Origin of the sequence: Gluconobacter roseus NBRC 3990 (assembly GCF_006538885.1) — a bacterium.
GTDB lineage: Bacteria > Pseudomonadota > Alphaproteobacteria > Acetobacterales > Acetobacteraceae > Gluconobacter > Gluconobacter roseus.
The window spans coordinates 318,022-335,561 of record NZ_BJLY01000002.1; the positions used below are offsets into that span (position 1 = coordinate 318,022).

Consider the following 17,540-nt stretch of genomic DNA (forward strand, 5'->3'; position numbering starts at 1 on the left):
CCACCCGATCGAGCGGGCCCGCCACGATGACAGGTTTATTCGGCACAACGGCGCATACTCGCCGGATCAAATCCGGCACGTTTCCCATGAACCGATAGCGTTGCTGGTCATCCTGCCAGAACAAAGTCTACGATAGCCTGAATGTGCAGATCGGTCGTATCGAAGACGGGGAAGTCTGGAAAATCCGACTGGTTGATAAGCAGGAATATCTCGGTGCACCCCAAGATCACGCCTTCAGCGCCCTCGCCCCGCAGGGCTTCGACCACACGCAGATATTCAGCTTTGGATTCAGGCCTCAGATCACCACGCACCAGTTCATCAAAAATGATGCGGTCGACAAGCTCTTTGTCCGTCTCGTTCGGGAGAATCACCTCTACATCGAATTTTTCACGATAGCGTTTGCCTAACGCCTCTGCTTGCATAACCGGCATCGTACCGAGCAAGGCTACGCGACCTATCCCGGCCTTGCGCATGGCTTCACCGGTCGGATCGGCGATATGGATGAACGGCGTCATGCGTCCCGCCATGGCAGGCTCTACGACACGGTGCATGGTGTTGGAGACGCAGGCGATGACATCAACACCTGCCGCTTCGAGCCGCAGGATTTTGTCCTCCAGATAGGCCGTGGCCTCGTCCCAACGGTCCCCGCGCACGAAATACTGGATGTTCCCGAAATTGACCGACGAGATGATGATCTCGCCGTTGTCCCAGCCACCGAAATGCTGGTTCAGCCGCTCATTGAGCATGCGATAATATTCGCCTGTCGCCTGATTGCTCATGCCGCCAAGGATGCCGATGACCTTCTGGCGTAAAGGGCGTTGAGATAAAATCTGATTCATATCTGGAAGCTCGTCTCCTAATACTATGTATCATGCCTAATCGATGCATCCGGGGCCGCATTGGAAAATCCTGCTCTGATGCGTCATACGGCATTGATTGGAATGAAAGACTGATGGCGAAGACACGAGACAGGTTGAAATTGTGGCACGATTCCACCCTGCCGGGCGGAATGGACTTACTGCGCGCATCCTGTTTCGACTATCGCTATCCCGCCCACTCCCATGACCAGTTCGTCATCGCTGCATTCGTTCGCGGCGCTCAACACCACCGCATTGCGCGATATCAAGGCATTGCCGAGCCAGGCACCGTCATGATTATTCCGCCTGGAGAAGTGCACACTGGCGAAGCTGTAGAATGCGATCTGGGATGGGATTACTGCGCTTTCTATCCGACTGCCCAGTTTGTCGACGCACTGGCGACAGACATCCTGCCGGGAGCAGGAAATTTTGACTTCGGACGCGACCTTCTCCGCCACAACACTGGCCTTGCCGATGGGCTCTTGAAGGCTTCATTCTTTGCTTCAGGATCGTTGGATCCGCTCGAGCGGCAATGTGCTGTCTATGAAGCGTTGGGGAATATCATCGCGCGTTATGGTGAACGAACCGGACGATCGGTTAGGGCAGTTTCGCGCCCTGCTGATATCCGGAAGGCACAGGCGTTTCTCGCAGACGAATTTCACGGACACCTGAGCATCGATGCAGTCGCTTCGGCCGTTGGGATCAGCCAATATCATCTCATGCGCAGTTTTCGTGTTGCGACTGGACTTTCCATCCATCAATTCCTGACACAAGTCCGGCTCGGTCACGCCAAGGCACTGCTCGCGAAAGGCGTAAGTGCTGCGCAAACAGCAACGAGCGTTGGCTTTTATGACCAGAGCCATCTCATCAATCAGTTCCGTCGGTATTTCGGGGTCACTCCAAAGCAGTATGCAGTGGAATCGCGCTAAGGCGGACCTAACGAGCGATTGGCATAAGCTCGCCGAGCTGGATCACAAACTAGGGTCGGCGTCCTACCTATCCATTGCTCTGGTTCTTCTTTGCTCTCCAGCGACTGAGGGTGATCTCTATGCCCTTCCGGGCCTTGAAGAGACCCATCGGGACGCCATCAAGCGCTGATTCGTCCCGTTTTGGCAGACTGGCAAGGCTCCTCAGAAATGACCGCAGAAGACGCCCCCAGCAGTTCGAGAGAGCATTAGCCTCAGGAGATTACAGGCCCCGCGTTTGCGCGTTATCCGGCACTGAAAGACGTGAAAAACATCCTGCCCGAAGCATTGCGGGTAAGCATCCCTAAGCCAATGAGGTTCTCAGGCGACTCTGCAAGATCCTGCACATCGGCCAGATAGCGGCTGAAGTGATTTAGCGTAGCGCGGTCCAGAGATATGGCGGCTTGAGATGCATAGGTTTCACGATCCTTCATCCACCTATCGAGCACGATAGCAAAAAGGGTTTGCTGCTCGCCTACCGCGGTTTCCCGGAAGCGCCTCACATAGCCTGAAGGGGCCTTTCCAGCCTTCTCAAGCTGTTCGGCTCGATCTTCCAGAAAGTATCCATGCCTTCAATCAGGCGGCGTCTGGGGTCTGTAGGGCCCATTTGCCTGTCACCACCGTCAGTCCTGTCTGAGGTGGATGCTATCTCCCACCGGACTTCCAGTGCCTCGGACAAGATACAGTCCTCGCTCATCCAGTCCGGGACCACATCACCGTGCAGGGGAGGCAATCCAGCCTCAGCCAGCTTGAGATTAAGCGAACGCCTGATGGCCTCCAGAGCCGCATCACGCAGCTTAAAAGCCGTCTTGCGATCTTTGGTCTGTAAGGACTTCAGAACGTCTCTGCGCAGACCCGTGCTTGAGCCTAGTACAGCGCCAACGTCCCGCCAGCGCTCCTTGGGCACAATGAAGCGCACATAGTAGCTTCCATGCCTCTCGGTCAGATTAGCCATATCGTTCATGCCCAACTTCTAGCAGTTAAGGGCAGGGGCAAGTCATCACGGATAATGACACTGAACCAGTGACGCACAGTCAACACAAAGGTGATGCTGTGAGCAACTAAGTGCCTGTTTTTATTAGGAAAATTTCCTCATGACGGGAGAGTTTCTGTCACACCTATGTGCCATCTTATTGAAAACAGGGATATATAGAGTTTGATAAATTGAAAATCCCGGCTTGATGCCCGGTCTGATTTTTTTCGCCGTAACATCAAACCGAACCGTCAAGCATTCCTTGACAGCTCGCCAGTCTGCTACGCTCGCCTTGGATGCGGTGACACGGTGAAAATCTACCGGCCGTAGCACTGTCTCGTTCAGGAGCGGGAGCGCAATGTGGGAAGTGGTAGGTCCACCCGCATCCAACCATTGAACCGATATCCAATGCTCAGGACCGATCCAGCATGCGACAGCCATGGCTGCACTGGATGCAGCAAATACCTTATTCGTGAGGTGGACCAGCAAGGCCGAGGCACAATTAGTCGCTTTGGTAGTCGCTGTTATCGGCATACTACACGACAAGGCTGGCTAAGTTTATGAAGAAAAAAAGCTTTTAGAAAACAAGATGCTAACCCAATGTTAGAAAATGAATAAATTTTGCAATCACTGCCCCCTCTTTAGGGAATCGAACTCTTTCTTGCTTGAATGAAAATTAAAAGATACTAAAGTAAACAAAAATAAAAACACCAGAGTTCCTAATAATATTAACATAGGATTTTCCTTATCATGCAATGGGATACCATACAAAATATATGTGACCGGAGAACAGTATTTCTTGTCGGCGCAACTTTTTTATTTACCTACTTTGGAAATCGTAAAGATGCGAAAGTCAAAATCAGCCTGTACAAACCATAAATCATATTTCTGGCGATCCTAATGCAACAGATGATGTCAGAAATAAGGCAAGCAAAGGATGGCATATTGAACCAAAAGCGATAACCATTGATTTCATTGGATAATTTTCCAATTGGTTTCGCTAAATTCTGCTGCTAGTTGCTAACGATTTGGAAACAGTGGGGAGAGTAGCAAGGAAGTCCGAACAACGTTGTTCGATCTGCAGAACCGCTTGGATCACTCCAGGCGGTTGTTCGCATTTAACCCCTGCCTAAAAAATCTCGATTCTCTAATTTTGTTGTTCTATTATTAACGTTCTGAAAGTAAAGTGACCTTGGCCCAGCACTCCTAATGCGATGCCTCGTTTTTCCCCACCTTGATCGAGCGACACTCCAAGGTGGGGAAACTCTTTTCTTTAATGGTCGGATAGTAGACGTGAAGGAGAGATCTGGAATGCTTCTGAAATTTGAAGAAGTTCTTCAGGGGTAGGACGGTGAATACCCTCTTCAATTTCACTAATTAACTTTTCGGATAGAAAGGTTTTAGTAGCAAACATTGAGATCGTAAGGTCACGTTCAAGGCGTAGAGCTTTGACGTTTTGCGCAATGATTTTGGTCAAATTTTGCATATATTTAAAACCTTTTCACGAAACAAAATTTGACCGCAATTCGCCTTAGTTGCTCTTGCACGATCACTTTTTTGCCGCAATGTGTGCGGAACGTTCCTAGCGTTTCTGACCTTAACAATTTTAAACGATGCGAGTTGCCTGCCATGTGCTCAAAAATTTCGGATTTGTTGAAACTCGCAGATAATCACTGGGGAAAAGGCGAGAAACAACAAACCATTGAGGTTGTTGAGAATATTTATGCCTTATACGATCAGGAAGAATGTGGAATCAATCAACGGAACCATCAAAAAAACATTAAAGATACAGAAATTCTATAAAACATTCCGAAACGGACCTAGAATTTCTCATAATTTTCATTGGTTGAATGCACATAAGTAAATTACAAGATTCGTCGCTCTGACCGAAAAATACCTGAACGGACAGGATAGTTATTTCTATGTAATTATGGATACCACTAAATAGAATTATTTTACTATTTTGGATCATTCGTAACAACAGTGTTACCTTATTATAGGCAGCATCGCAGCTATTTATAGCGCTTGAACGCGGCGCTCTCTCGAATGAGCAGATTTGAATAGGCTCCCCTCCGGCTTCAATCTAGCACTCACTCCACGCATAGGTCTTATTCCGCGCCGACCATAATGGCCGTAATGCCTAAAAGCGGAGGAATAAAAATGCTGGCGCTGGCGATCAGATTTCAACACCAACAGGCTTGGTGTTATGAAAACGGCACTTCGCTAGGCTCAGGACCCATTGATTTGATTACAGAAATCTGATTCAGGCTCTGCAAGGAGACTGAAGATGAGCGATCTGTTTTGGCTGACGGACGAACAAATGGAGCGTCTGCGGCCGTTCTTTCCCAAGAGCCACGGCAAACCTCGCGTCGATGACCGCCGTGTGCTGAGCGGCATCATTTTTGTGAACCGCAATGGGATGCGCTGGCGTAATGCGCCTCGGGAATACGGTCCATATAAGACACTGTACAACCGCTGGAAGCGCTGGGGCGCCATGGGTTTCTTTTCCCGGATGATGGACGGTCTGGCTACTAGCAAGGCAGAGCCGCAGACGATTATGATTGATGCGACGTATCTCAAGGCGCACCGCACGGCTTCGAGCCTGAGGCTAAAAAAGGGGATCCAGGCCGCCTGATCGGACGGACAAAAGGTGGCATGAACACGAAGCTGCATGCGCTCACCGATCAGAACGGACGACCGCTGAGTTTCTTCATGACAGCAGGACAGGTCAGTGATTATACCGGTGCCGCTGCCTTGCTGGACAGTCTTCCTACAGCACAATGGATGCTGGGAGATCGCGGGTATGACGCCGACTGGTTCCGGGATGCCCTGGAAGAGAAAGGGATCAAGCCCTGCATTCCAGGACGGAGATCCCGCGGAAAGCCGGTCAAATACGACAAGAGAAAATATAAACGCCGCAATCGCATCGAGATGATGTTCGGAAGGCTCAAGGACTGGCGGCGTATTGCAACACGCTATGACAGATGCCCGACCGTATTCTTCTCCGCCATCTGCCTTGCCGCAACCGTCATCTGCTGGCTATGAGTCCTGAGCCTACGAAATCGAGGAGCAGAAGCGTCTCCGAACCGAAGCCGCCGCCCGGCGCACTGCAGCTGCAGCTGCAGCTGCAGCACAGAATGCGCAGACCCAGCTCCAGATTGTGTCAGTCGCGGCCGAGCGCACTGTTCATCGAAGAGTGTGCCAACTGGTTCAGCAGCGCTTCGGAGAAGAGGTGCATCGAGAGCTTTTTGACCAGGCCAGACTGCTCGTTCAGGGGGCATGTGAGAAAGAGAGCACCCCGTTGCCTCATTCCTCCCTTACACGTGAGGGAGCGGAATGATGGATAAGCGCAATAGATCGGGGCTAGTTTTTGCAATCTGTATGGCCGCCTTGTTTGGTATCGACGTCTTGATATGGCTCGCCCCACTGCCGCTTTCCTTTGAGTGCCGTCAGTTCATGTCTGGGTGCCTGACCGCATCTGGATATTCGGATGAAGCGCAGCGACACTGCTACCAGCATTTCCTTCAATACGAAGCGGTTAAGGCCCGGAGCTGGAAGCCCGCAGGAAACCCGGCATGAGCGGGGAGGCAGATACAGAGCGCAATCCCTATCGAATGGTATCATGGGCGAATAGTGGTTACCTTGCCCTCCTCATAGTTAGGAGTGTAGTCGTTATCGAAGAAGTTTTCAGAATTGGAGGGCGCCATTTTTCACCGCCGATGATGGACGCTGGAATTGCATTCTGGGGGATAGGAACGCTGGAATCATGGGTAGTTGACCGCTGGTCAAAACGGATACTGGCGCGGGAGATTGCCAAGATAAAAGCGAAATGTGTCACGGGCGCGGAGGATCAGGATGAGTGAGACTTCACAACTTCTGACCGTAAAGGAAGTGCAATCGCACCTTGGATGGAGCAGGGCGACGATCTACAGGCACATGAGCGCAGGTCAGTTTCCGAAGCCGCGGCGCCTGTCATCCGGTTCAGTCCGGTGGGATCAGCGCGATATTGAGGAGCTGATCCGCGTTGGAACGGATGCCTGGAAGGAACAGAGCGAGTCCGTCCTATAAGGAGCGGGCTTTGCGGCTCGTGCTCACCAATTCTTTGAGGCCAGCTTGCTTCTCCAAGATCAGGTCGACCCAGATCTGCGCCAACTCTCGACGTCGCGCAGGAAACAGGGCTCGGTTGTAGGCGCCCTCCACTTTGTCTTTCATGACATGGGCAAGCATTAGATCGATGGCCTGCCGGTCTTCCGGGAACCGCTCATTCATCGAGCTTGAGAAGGTAGCCCGGAACCCATGCGGAACATGCCGCTGATGGTAACCAGCCCTGTTCAGCAGATAGCCGATCGCGTTCTCGCTCATGACCTGCTTTGGGTGGCGTGCATTCGGAAACAGGTGCGGCCAGCGCCCAGACAGGGGGCGCAATGCTTCGAGCAGTTCAACAGCCTGGCGTGAGAGCGGTACCAGATGCTCCCGTTTCTTCTTCATTCGAATTGCCGGGATACGCCACAGCGGCTCGGGGCCGTCCAGGTCCTCGAACTCGTCCCACATCGCATAGTGCAGTTCGTCCGGCCTGACGGCGGTCAGGTACAGCAGCCGCAACGCGAGGAGCGTGACCGGGTGCGCGTCTTCGCCTTCGGTCTTGCGGATCATGGCGCGGGCCTCATCCAGATCCGTGATGGCTGGCTGACGACCACTAACCACAGGACGCAGGGCAGGGGCGACAATGGCGGCTGGGTCCGCTGCCCCGTAGCCGCAGGCAATGGCATGGACGAAAATGTCTGACATGCGCTGGCGGGTGCGATGAGCAGACTCTACCGCCCCGCGCGTTTCAATCTCTCGCAGGACAGCAAGCACGATCGGGGGTGTCAGGTCATTGACCGGCATATGGCCCACGGAAGGCAGCACATCGCGCTCCAGACTGCGCCACACATCCGCAGCATGCCGCTCGGTCCAGAGATCCTTTCGCTGAGCGAACCAGTCCCGGGCAGTCGCAATGAAGGTCTGGGTAGGATCGACCTTGCCAATCGCCTTGAGGAGCTTCTTTTCTTTTGCCGGGTCCCGACCGGCCTGCAAAACCTTACGGGCCTCATCACGCTCAGACCGGGCATCAGGAAGGCGAACGTCCGGGTATGATCCGATCGTGTAGGTCTTTTCCTTGCCCTCGATCTCATAACGCCAACGCCAGTGCTTGCCGCCCGATGGCGTCACCTGCAGATACAAGCCTCCGCCGTCCGTGAGCTTGAAGGCTTTGTCTTTTGGCTTGGCCGCACGGACCTGCGAGTCTGTCAGCATTTGGCTCTACCCGGTCTCTTTCCAAATTATACCCGCCGTCTACCCGGTCCAGAACGAGACAGGATGAGACAAAACGAGAACGAATGAGACAAGAGAATGGCGCAAAACGCTGGATATACCAAGGCTTTGAGACAACATGAGACTGATTGAGAAGGGGATCTGGCGGAGAGAGTGGGATTCGAACCCACGGTACGCTATTAACGTACACACGCTTTCCAAGCGTGCGCCTTAAGCCGCTCGGCCATCTCTCCTGTCGAGCGAGGCGGTGTTTACGAGAGCTTCCGCATGAGATCAAGTCCCTTTCGGGCATTGCGGACAAATTTTTCAATAAGTTCGGAAGATTTATGACCTGGTGACGCCTCAACTCCCGACGAAACGTCGACTGCAGGCGCCTGACTTTCTTGTATGGCATGCTGGACGTTAAGTGGGTTTAGTCCACCGGCAAGCATCCAGAATGATGGTGATGTCCAGTTCTGGGTCAGAGACCAGTCAAAGGTGCGTCCAAGGCCACCAGGGCGACTATCCTGTTCCTGCCGGGGGGCCTCAATGACGTATCCTGACAGTCGCGGATCGGTAGGAAGATCGGCTTGACTGGCAATGCCACAGGCTCGCCAGACGGGACGCTCGAACCGCGATTGAATTTCTATCGCACGCGCTGGTGTGTCATAGATCTGAAGAACATCCAGCGGCACTTTCTTCACGGTTTGCTCAATCAGCCTGTCATCCGGCTTTACGAACAGACCGACCCGAAAAGGGCCGCCTTCGCTCGAGGCTGGCACACTATCGTGGAGAGACAACGCTTCTTCAGCGGTCACAAACCTAGGTGACGCCTCACAGAAAACAAATCCGACCCAGTCCACTTTCAGACCTGCGCAGAGCTCCATAGTCCGGGTATCGCGGATGCCGCAGATCTTGACCCCCGTCATGCGCCAGCCAGTTCGACCATGATCGCTCTGGCGGCCTGAACCGGGTCGGCTGCCTTTGTGATGGGTCTGCCTACCACGATCCAGTCTGCGCCAGCGCGAGCAGCCTGTGCAGGCGTCATGATGCGCTTCTGATCATCAGTTGCACTGCCCGCAGGCCGGATTCCTGGAACAACGAGAACAGGATCATTACCAAGCGCATCCCTTAGAGGAGCAATTTCATGGGCCGAGCAGACCAGTCCATCAGCACCCGCCTTGATGGCCAGCTTTCCAAGTCTGACCACCTGTTCCTGAGGCGTAGACTCAACGCCAATTTCATGAAGGCCAGCGGCGTTCATGCTGGTTAGAACGGTGACTGCCAAAAGCTTCGGACGGTCCGTTCCATTAGGGAAAGCATTCTCAAGAGCTTCCCGCGAACGGGCAATCATTTCCGTGCCACCACTGGCGTGAATTGTTGTGAGCGTCGGGTGGAGCGGAGCAAGAGCAGAGAGGCCTGAAGCAACAGTATGGGGAATATCGTGCAGTTTTAAATCCAGAAACAGCCTGTGCCCTGCAGAAACCGTCTTCACCGCATCCAGCCCGCAGGCATAGGTGAATTCGAGCCCCAGTTTAATGGCATCAACATGATCTTTAAGACTGTCAGCCCAGTGCTGTGCCTGAGCGCGGGAGGCCGTATCAAGAGCAACAATCAGTTTCGTGCGGTTGGACATACTGGTACTCAGACCTTCTGTTCTGGCTGGACCGGAACCGTGCCGGGCAGGGGGGTGCCAACCGAGTTCTGAAGGCGATCCAGACGCTGATGAAGCTCGACAAGCTGGCTTTCCAGCGTGCGAACATGCTGTTCAGCACGGCGGGCGCGTGAACGCTGCTGCATGTCACCGATCAGGCCGATCAGGAAGCCGAACAGAAGGGCGACGACACCAACGCCTAGAACGAGCGTACCGATGGAGAGATGCCAGCCGAAAGATACCAGCCAGATGGGTTCCAGATCCGTATTGCTCAGGGCAAAAACGATCAGGACCGCAAGAAGAATGACGAGAATGAGCAGTCTGAGCATGAACATGGTCCTATCGTGCTACCTGCAGCGCAACAAGACGTGCGGGCAGGAAGATTGATTCCCTGTCAGCAATCATGATGTCCTGTGCAGGCGGCATCATGCGCCGGTGCTGACATTGCGCAGGGTGGCGATATCATTCCCAACGTATCACCGAAAGGGATTGCAGTGTCTGAAATCATTCCGTTACGGCCCGCGCTTCCGAAAAGTGATACGTTCTGGGCGGTTCTTGCGTCACAGGGAAAGCGCACGGTCATCGCAAACATCTACATGACCCACAGCGAAGCCGAAGCTGACCGGCAGTGGCGTGTTGGACAGGTCAGCGCCTACAGCCTGTTTCTGCGAACCGAAAAGCAAAGTATTCCCGTATATCGGATCGAAAAGATAAAGCGTTCGGATCTTCCACGGAACTGGACGCCCCTTCCAGCACTGGGAATGCTTCGGGGCAAGCTCATCTGAAAACTGTCCCGCTGGTCAAAACACGCACATCGTGACAGACTGCCAAGAGCCACATTTCCTTGCATTTCAGTGCAATACGAAATGAATGATTTGATGACCGCATGAGGATGCAAATGGATCAGACATATACCGATACCGTGACGGGTAGTGCAGAAAACCTGGATGTCTCGGATTCCCTGCCTTCTTCCTCAGCTCTTGTTGTCGGTTCGCAGTACCTCCGTGCATTATCCATTGATGTGCAGAATACTCCTGACGTCTACAGGGATCTTCCTTCTCAGCCTCATATCGGAATGATGGTGGATGTCACGGGACGCCAGCTCGGAGATCAGCCGACATTCGAAGTCAGTCTCGTTATTCGGGCTCAGGGCTTTGAAAGCGCCCCGACGCAGGATGCTCCCAATCCGAAAGTCCTGTATGAAATCAGCCTGTCCTACGCAGGCCTGTTCGGTCTAACGGGCCGCATTCCACAAGACGCAGTCGAGCCCCTGCTGCTGGTTGAAGCTCCACGCTTCCTGTTTCCCCCGGCACGCAGCGCCATGCTGAACACCGTTCGTGAGGCGGGTTTCCCATCTCCCAATATCCAACCCATAGACTTTCATGCGCTCTGGCAGAGCCGACGGACACAGCAGCGGTAAAACCTTTTAGCCGTTCTGCAGGCAGCTCCAGAGGACCCAGCATCAATGAAAGATCATATCCTTGCATCCCCGGCCTTTGCAGGTGATCGACCGCCCCTGTGGGCAACATTTGATGCAGAATGGTACCGCACCAGATATGGGCTGCGCCTGCGTACGGAAGCCAAGGAAAGCGGAGAGCCCTCTGAGCTTGATCTGAGCGATGCGGGACTGGAACGCCACTGGAAAGAGAAGGGAGCCAGAGCCGGACTGTCTCCCAACCGTTTCTTCGATGAAGAATGGTATCTGCGACAGAACCCGGATGTCCGTGAAGGCATTAATCTGGGGATTTTTGACAGCGGCTTCCTGCATTACTGTGAGAGTGGCTTTAGAAGCCGCTCTCCTCACTGGCTTTTTTCTGAAGAGAACTACTTCAGATGCAATCCTGACCTGAGCCCGCACGTCCTTGCGTCACAAGGTTTCTGCAACGGTTATGACCATTACCTTGCGATCGGCGATCAGGAACACCGCAAATCCCATGCATTCTTTGATCCGGAGGTCTTCCGCGCCGCCAGTATGGCCGAGAGACAGCACTATGATTTCGGAATCGGTGATTTCGTTCAGTTCATCAGGTTTTCTGCAGCCGGACGGCGGCGCAGTTCATGGTATTTTGATCCGGTCTGGTATCTCGAACGTTATCCGGAAGTTGCTGAAGCTCTGGAAAACAACAGATATCAGAGTCCGCTCCACCATTACCTCACCAACGGCAATCCAACAGCCTACGATCCCAATTCATGGTTCAGCGAATCTTTTTACGCAGAACAGTATCCGGACGTGGGTGATATCGTGTCCCGCGGCGGTTTCCGAAACGGATATGAGCATTTTGTCCGTTTTGGTATTGCTGAAAAGCGCCGGCCTCAGACCGGCGTCGATCTTGCAGCCTTTCTCCGGCAAAGTGGTGTCCAACGCCGCCTGCGTCGTCCAGGCATACCGGATATCTTCACCCTCTGGGTCAAATCTCAAGGAAGTCCGCTAGAGGATATAGTTACGGAAATACCGGAGGATCAGTGTCAGGTTCTGGACCTGCAACGGGCACAGACGCTGATTCCCTCACTGGTTCGCGAGCCGCTGGATTTCCGTCCTGTAACTCTACCGGATGTGACCGTCATCATGCCGGTATCAAACCAGTTTCAGGAGACGCTCTCTACACTTGCTGCCTTGTATGCAAACAATGATCGTAGTCTTCAGATCATTTTGATTGATGCAGGCTCTACAGACGAGACGGCCCAGATCGAAAGGTTCGTCCGTGGCATCCATATTGTGCGACCACCATATCGCACAACGCATGCGGAACAGATCGCGCTCGGACTTGAACTCGCGCGTGCAGATGTCGTTCTGCTGCTACCTGCCGGAATCCAGCCATTTCCTGGAAGCCTGAGAATTGCACTTGAAGCCTTTGCAAATCCAGATATCTGGGCTGTAGGTGGCCAGTCTTTAGGACTGGACAGCAGGGTCAGGGAAGCTGGAAGCGTTTTGTGGAGAAATGCATCGTTCACACCGTTCGGCAAAGGGATGCGTGCCAATGAGCCCGAAATCGCCTTTCGCCGATGGGTTGATGCCATAAGCGGAGGCCTTCTGTTCTGCCGACGTCTTCCATTACATAAACATAGCCGCCTGAATTCCGACTGTATTGGCCCGCAAGCCGAGATGATCGCCATCTGCTGCTCGTTGCGACAGGCAGGCGGAAAAATCCTCTATGACCCGGATGTACTCGACCGGTCAGCTCCAGACATTGCTGTCGCTCCGGAAATACGTGCCCGCAATGAAGCATGGCTGAGGCGCCGCTTTGCAGGGCTGCTTTCAAGACGACCACTTCCAGGCACCAATATCATGCGGGCGCGTTCTGCATGTGGTTCGCCAGGTATCCTGTTTCTGTGCGAGCGATTGCCCCATACGGCTCTGGGTACGCCCTATCTTCGTCATCGCGATATGATGATCGGCCTCAGCCAGCTCGGATATCAAATAACCGTCTTTCCGCTCGACGGCAGTCTTCATGACTGTGTTGCCACTGCGCTGGATTTCCCTGCTGATATCGAACTGATGGATGACTGCGACCAGTCCGAACTCCCGGATTTTCTGGAAGAACGGGCAGGATGTTTTGACTATGTATGGATTGGAGGTATCGAAACACTGCAGCGCGCTGCCCCGATCCTGCAACAGCACCCGCTGTCCCTACCCAGACTTGGTATGATCGTGGATGTCCAAGGAAATCATTCCACGGAATCCCATTATCGCAGGCTTGTCGGGGTTGTGAATGATCGCGAGCGTTTCCTGAACGAACTCGCACTTGATACCGATCAGGCATGGCTGACGCAGTCGGTGGTTGCAGGTACAGCAGAAGAAAAAGCCAATCTGGAAGCGCTCGGCCTGACGAATGTCCGTGTCGTAGGGTCGCCTCCAATTCCGGCAACTTCAGGGCCCGCGTTCAGTGAGCGTAAGGGTATCCTGCTTGTTCTGCCCGTCCATACCAGCGGCGATGCGGTCCATGACGGTATTCACTGGTTTGTCCATGAAGTGCTTTCAAAGCTGGATCGCGCTCTTCCCCCGGACGCAAGCGTTCTGCTGGCAGGTTACAAGGCTGAGCAGGTCGATCTGTCTTCGTATACAAGGTATCGGCGGCTGGAAGCTTTCCCTGACGAAAGCGATATGCAGGCCCTCTACAGATCACGTCGCATCCTTGTAGAGCCCGCACGTGTTCTGGCGGCAGCTCCGCGTGAGATCCTTGATGCAGCAGCAGCTGGGCTGCCTGCCGTTCTTTCAGAAACTGTCTGCCAGACACTGGGCCTGGAAGACGGGAAAACCTGCCTGTCGGGCGGCTTCAATGATCCGGGCAGGTTCGCTGAGGCCATGATCCGTCTGTATACGGATATGGATCTGTGGAATACGATCAGTCATGGAGCGCAGGACCGGATACGTAATGATGCTGCACATTCAGGTCTCCATGAAGGGTTGCAAGAAGTTCTCGCCATGGCAGCCGGTATAACCCCTCTTGAAGCTTCAACGGCGCCTTTGCGGATCTACAAACCGTCCGAGACCGATAGTAAGTTTGCCCCGGCGCCGATCAGGCTACAGCCACGTCGGATACCTGCTGGCAGTAACTGAGAAAAATAATGGCCGCAACGCAGCGTGTGAACATGACAGCCAAGCTGATTTTGTTCCCGCGCTGTCTCCAGCCATCAGGTAAGTGAATATGGAGAACAAAATGACCACACCTTCCAAACAACTTGATGCCGTTCTCCAGAATGTCGACACCCATCTGGACGATTCAGTTGCGCGTCTTTTCGAAATCCTCCGTATTCCCAGCATTTCTACACAGCCGGCACATGCAGCGGATTGCCGGAAAGCAGCCGGGTGGATGCAGCGGGAACTCGAACAGCTTGGAATGACGGCTGACATCCGTGACGTCCACTGGGCCACTCCGGGACATCCGATGGTTGTTGGCCATGAAGTGGCTGCCGGGGATAAGGATCATCGACCGCACGTCCTGTTCTACGGCCATTATGACGTCCAGCCGACGGACCCAGAAGCGCTCTGGAACGCGCCTCCCTTCGAGCCGCGGCTGGTCGAAGACGCCACAGGTCGCAAGGTCATCGTCGCGCGTGGGGCAAGCGACGACAAGGGTCAGGTCATGACCTTTCTGGAAGCCTGCCGCGCCTGGAAACAGGTGACGGGTTCACTCCCGGTCAAGGTCAGTGTCCTTCTGGAAGGTGAAGAAGAATGCGGCGGTGCAAACCTGCTCCCGTTCCTCAAGGAAAATGCGGCCGAGCTGAAAGCAGACGTGGCGCTTGTCTGTGATACGGGGATGGCAGATCGCAAGACACCGGGCATCACAACATCTCTGCGCGGCATGATGGCTGAGGAAGTGGTTATTCAGTGCGCCAGCCATGACCTGCATTCCGGTCTGTATGGCAATGCTGCGGCGAACCCGATTGCCGTTCTCTGCCAGGCTCTGGCAACGCTGAGGAACGCAGAAGGGGGCGTGACACTGCCCGGCTTCTATGACGGCATCCGGGATCCGGCACCTGCGACGCGGGCACAGTGGAGCAAGCTGTTTCCCGATGACCGGTCCCTGCTGGAAGAAGCAGGACTGTCAGTCGCGGCTGGCGAAAAGGGCTATAGCGCCATCGAACAGACATGGTGCCGCCCAAGCTGCGAAATCAATGGAATTTCCGGCGGCTATGAAGGCGAGGGGTTCAAGACGGTTCTTCCTGCAAAGGCCATGGCGAAGGTGTCCTTTCGCCTCGTGCCAGGGCAGGACCCCGACCGCATCCGTGAAACCTTCCGTGCCCATGTCCGTGCAGCCCTGCCTTCCGATGCTCACGTGACCTTCACAGGCCATGGCGGTTCGCCCGGCTTTGAAGTCTCCCGTGACAGCCGCTTTCTGGCGCCTGCACTGAAAGCCCTGACGGACGAATGGGGCGTCCCCGCCGCAACCGTGGGCTCCGGTGGTTCCATCCCGGTTGCGGGCGAAGTCCGGGATGCACTGGGACTGGATGCCTTGATGATCGGTTTTGCCCAGAATGACGACCGGATCCATTCTCCGAACGAACAGTACGGACTGGATTCCTTCCATAAGGGCATCCGCTCATGGGTGCGGGTCCTTGCGGCACTGGCAAACGCAGGCTGACAATGAAAACCCTGAAACCGCTTGCCCTGACGCTAGGAGACCCGGCCGGGATCGGACCCCAACTCGCGGTCGAGGCATGGCGAAGGCTGCGGCTTTCGGGCGAGGGGGCGTTTTTCTGGCTGGGTGATCCACGCTTGGTGGAAAGCGCGGTTCCGGTCACCTGCATCGGTAGCCCAAAGGAAGCAGGCGCTGTTTTCAGTGACAGCCTGCCTGTCCTGCCGGTCTTCTGTGAAGCGGATGTCGTTCCGGGACGGCCAGATTCCCGTAACGCCGGGGCGACGATCAGCAGCATCCGTCTGGCGGTTGAATATGTGCTCGCAGGGCGGGCGGGCGGTGTTGTGACAAACCCGATCGCTAAGCATGTTCTGGCCGCTACCGGCTTTCCCTATCCGGGGCATACGGAGTTCCTGGCGGCTCTTTGCGCCTGTCCCGGGGAAGAAATCATGATGCTGGCATCGCCACAGCTCAAGGTCGTGCCCGTGACGGTTCATGTTTCGCTCCGGCGGGCCCTGGATACGCTGACGACCGATCGCATTGTAAGTGTGGCAAAGGCTGCAAACACAGCTCTGAAGCGGGATTTCGGCATTGCTGCACCGCGACTGGCGATTGCGGGACTGAACCCCCATGCCGGCGAACACGGCATGATGGGCGAGGAGGAAACAACAATCATCCAGCCCGCCATCGACAGGCTTCGGGCTCAGGGCATCAACTGTCAGGGCCCTCTACCGCCGGACACGATGTTCAGCGCCAATGCCCGGCCAAATTACGACACCGCGATCTGCATGTATCATGATCAGGCGCTCATTCCGCTCAAGACGCTCGATATGGCAGAAGGCGTGAACGTGACCCTCGGCCTGCCGATCATCCGCACGTCACCGGATCATGGAACCGCTTTCGATATTGCAGGGCCTGTGACAGGCTTTTGCCGGGCCGATGTGTCCAGCCTTCTGGCCGCCATCCGTCTGGCTGGCGAAATGAGCATTTATCGGGAGAGGAGAGGGTGATGATCCGTCTTGGAGTGAATATCGATCACGTCGCCACACTGCGAAACGCCCGGGGCGGCACATTTCCTGATCCCGTAAAGGCCGCCGAACTCGCCATTGCGTCAGGCGCTGACGGAATCACGGCACATCTGCGCGAAGACCGCCGGCATATCCGGGATGCCGACATGCCGCGCCTTAAGGCCCTGTCCGCCCCGCTGAATTTCGAAATGGCCGCGACCGATGAGATGGTCAGGATCGCCTGCGACCTGCGTCCGCATGCCTGCTGTCTGGTCCCGGAGAAACGTCAGGAAGTCACGACAGAAGGGGGGCTGGATGTCACAGGACAGCGGGAAGCCCTTGCACCCCGGATTGCCCGGCTGAAAGACGCCGGCATCAGGGTTTCTCTGTTCATTGACCCTGATGCCCGTCAGATCGAGACTGCGGCGGCTCTGGGTGCACCTGTGGTGGAACTTCATACCGGGGCCTATGCGCATAGAGGCGCACATGAACTGGAGCGCTTGCAGGCGGCGGCTGACACTGTTGCGGCATGCGGTCTGGAACTCCATGCCGGACATGGACTGACCTATGCCAATGTCGGGCCTGTTGCCGCGCTGCCCGACCTCGTTGAACTCAATATCGGACATTTCCTGATCGGGCAGGCGATTTTCGATGGTCTCGGACCCGCAGTCCGAAAAATGAAAAGCCTGATCAACAGCTGACAAAAAAGGCCGGA

17 protein-coding genes and 1 tRNA gene are annotated in these 17,540 nt (G+C 54.8%); 10 read left to right on the forward strand and 8 right to left on the reverse strand.

Annotation, left to right across the window (positions count from 1 at the left end):
- Positions 1 to 107 precede the first annotated feature (107 nt).
- Positions 108 to 839 (reverse strand): aspartate/glutamate racemase family protein, encoded by a 732-nt coding sequence (locus tag GRO01_RS05370; RefSeq protein WP_062508276.1) that lies wholly within the window; start codon positions 837 to 839, stop codon positions 108 to 110.
- A gap of 113 nt (positions 840 to 952) precedes the next feature.
- Between GRO01_RS05370 and GRO01_RS05375 the strand changes: the two genes are divergently transcribed.
- Complete coding sequence (locus GRO01_RS05375) at positions 953 to 1,786, forward strand: AraC family transcriptional regulator (RefSeq protein WP_062508278.1); 834 nt, start codon at positions 953 to 955, stop codon at positions 1,784 to 1,786.
- Between the two features lie 535 nt (positions 1,787 to 2,321).
- Here the strand turns inward: GRO01_RS05375 and GRO01_RS05380 are convergent.
- Positions 2,322 to 2,786, reverse strand: a complete 465-nt coding sequence (locus GRO01_RS05380; RefSeq protein WP_062508282.1) for a hypothetical protein — start codon at positions 2,784 to 2,786, stop codon at positions 2,322 to 2,324.
- 1,282 nt (positions 2,787 to 4,068) lie between these two features.
- Entirely contained in the window at positions 4,069 to 4,281 is a 213-nt protein-coding gene (locus GRO01_RS13820) for a helix-turn-helix domain-containing protein (RefSeq protein ID WP_083541296.1), read from the reverse strand.
- 801 nt (positions 4,282 to 5,082) lie between these two features.
- On the opposite strand from GRO01_RS13820, the gene GRO01_RS05390 reads away from it, so the two are divergent.
- From GRO01_RS05390 to GRO01_RS05400, 3 genes are all read left to right on the forward strand, one after another.
- Positions 5,083 to 5,840, forward strand: a protein-coding gene (locus tag GRO01_RS05390; RefSeq protein ID WP_141306871.1) for an IS5 family transposase whose coding sequence is annotated in 2 segments (ribosomal slippage) — positions 5,083 to 5,404 and positions 5,404 to 5,840 — 759 coding nt in all. Because the reading frame shifts where the segments join, the coding sequence is not laid out codon by codon here.
- 530 nt (positions 5,841 to 6,370) lie between these two features.
- Positions 6,371 to 6,658: a hypothetical protein gene (locus tag GRO01_RS05395; protein WP_062510540.1), complete on the forward strand. Its 288-nt coding sequence runs from the start codon at positions 6,371 to 6,373 to the stop codon at positions 6,656 to 6,658.
- Complete coding sequence (locus GRO01_RS05400; protein ID WP_062510539.1) at positions 6,651 to 6,863, forward strand: helix-turn-helix transcriptional regulator; 213 nt, start codon at positions 6,651 to 6,653, stop codon at positions 6,861 to 6,863. Before GRO01_RS05395 ends, GRO01_RS05400 begins: the two co-directional genes overlap by 8 nt.
- On the opposite strand, the gene GRO01_RS05405 is transcribed toward GRO01_RS05400, so the two are convergent.
- From GRO01_RS05405 to GRO01_RS05425, 5 genes are all read right to left on the reverse strand, one after another.
- Complete coding sequence (locus GRO01_RS05405) at positions 6,858 to 8,090, reverse strand: tyrosine-type recombinase/integrase (RefSeq protein WP_062510537.1); 1,233 nt, start codon at positions 8,088 to 8,090, stop codon at positions 6,858 to 6,860. The two genes, GRO01_RS05400 and GRO01_RS05405, sit on opposite strands and share 6 nt — an antisense overlap.
- Positions 8,091 to 8,250: 160 nt before the next feature.
- Positions 8,251 to 8,341: transfer RNA gene (locus GRO01_RS05410), tRNA-Ser, on the reverse strand.
- 18 nt (positions 8,342 to 8,359) lie between these two features.
- Entirely contained in the window at positions 8,360 to 9,016 is a 657-nt protein-coding gene (locus GRO01_RS05415) for a phosphoribosylanthranilate isomerase (protein ID WP_062510535.1), read from the reverse strand.
- Positions 9,013 to 9,723 carry an orotidine-5'-phosphate decarboxylase gene (pyrF, locus tag GRO01_RS05420; protein ID WP_062510532.1) on the reverse strand — a complete coding sequence of 237 codons (711 nt, stop codon included), beginning with the start codon at positions 9,721 to 9,723 and terminating at the stop codon, positions 9,013 to 9,015. Before pyrF ends, GRO01_RS05415 begins: the two co-directional genes overlap by 4 nt.
- Positions 9,724 to 9,731: 8 nt before the next feature.
- Positions 9,732 to 10,070 carry a LapA family protein gene (locus GRO01_RS05425; protein WP_062510645.1) on the reverse strand — a complete coding sequence of 113 codons (339 nt, stop codon included), beginning with the start codon at positions 10,068 to 10,070 and terminating at the stop codon, positions 9,732 to 9,734.
- Between the two features lie 84 nt (positions 10,071 to 10,154).
- On the opposite strand from GRO01_RS05425, the gene GRO01_RS13370 reads away from it, so the two are divergent.
- The 6 genes from GRO01_RS13370 (at position 10,155) to GRO01_RS05455 (ending at position 17,526) form a co-directional block, all read left to right on the forward strand.
- Complete coding sequence (locus tag GRO01_RS13370) at positions 10,155 to 10,526, forward strand: hypothetical protein (protein ID WP_306414165.1); 372 nt, start codon at positions 10,155 to 10,157, stop codon at positions 10,524 to 10,526.
- 113 nt (positions 10,527 to 10,639) lie between these two features.
- Positions 10,640 to 11,161 (forward strand): protein-export chaperone SecB, encoded by a 522-nt coding sequence (locus GRO01_RS05435; protein ID WP_062510530.1) that lies wholly within the window; start codon positions 10,640 to 10,642, stop codon positions 11,159 to 11,161.
- 45 nt (positions 11,162 to 11,206) lie between these two features.
- Positions 11,207 to 14,299: a glycosyltransferase gene (locus GRO01_RS05440; protein ID WP_062510528.1), complete on the forward strand. Its 3,093-nt coding sequence runs from the start codon at positions 11,207 to 11,209 to the stop codon at positions 14,297 to 14,299.
- A gap of 100 nt (positions 14,300 to 14,399) precedes the next feature.
- On the forward strand, positions 14,400 to 15,824 hold the full coding sequence (locus GRO01_RS05445) for a M20/M25/M40 family metallo-hydrolase (protein WP_062510526.1): 1,425 nt from the start codon (positions 14,400 to 14,402) through the stop codon (positions 15,822 to 15,824).
- 2 nt (positions 15,825 to 15,826) lie between these two features.
- Complete coding sequence (gene pdxA, locus GRO01_RS05450) at positions 15,827 to 16,828, forward strand: 4-hydroxythreonine-4-phosphate dehydrogenase PdxA (RefSeq protein WP_062510524.1); 1,002 nt, start codon at positions 15,827 to 15,829, stop codon at positions 16,826 to 16,828.
- On the forward strand, positions 16,828 to 17,526 hold the full coding sequence (locus tag GRO01_RS05455) for a pyridoxine 5'-phosphate synthase (protein ID WP_062510522.1): 699 nt from the start codon (positions 16,828 to 16,830) through the stop codon (positions 17,524 to 17,526). The genes pdxA and GRO01_RS05455 overlap by 1 nt, the downstream gene beginning before the upstream one ends.
- Positions 17,527 to 17,540: the final 14 nt, after the last annotated feature.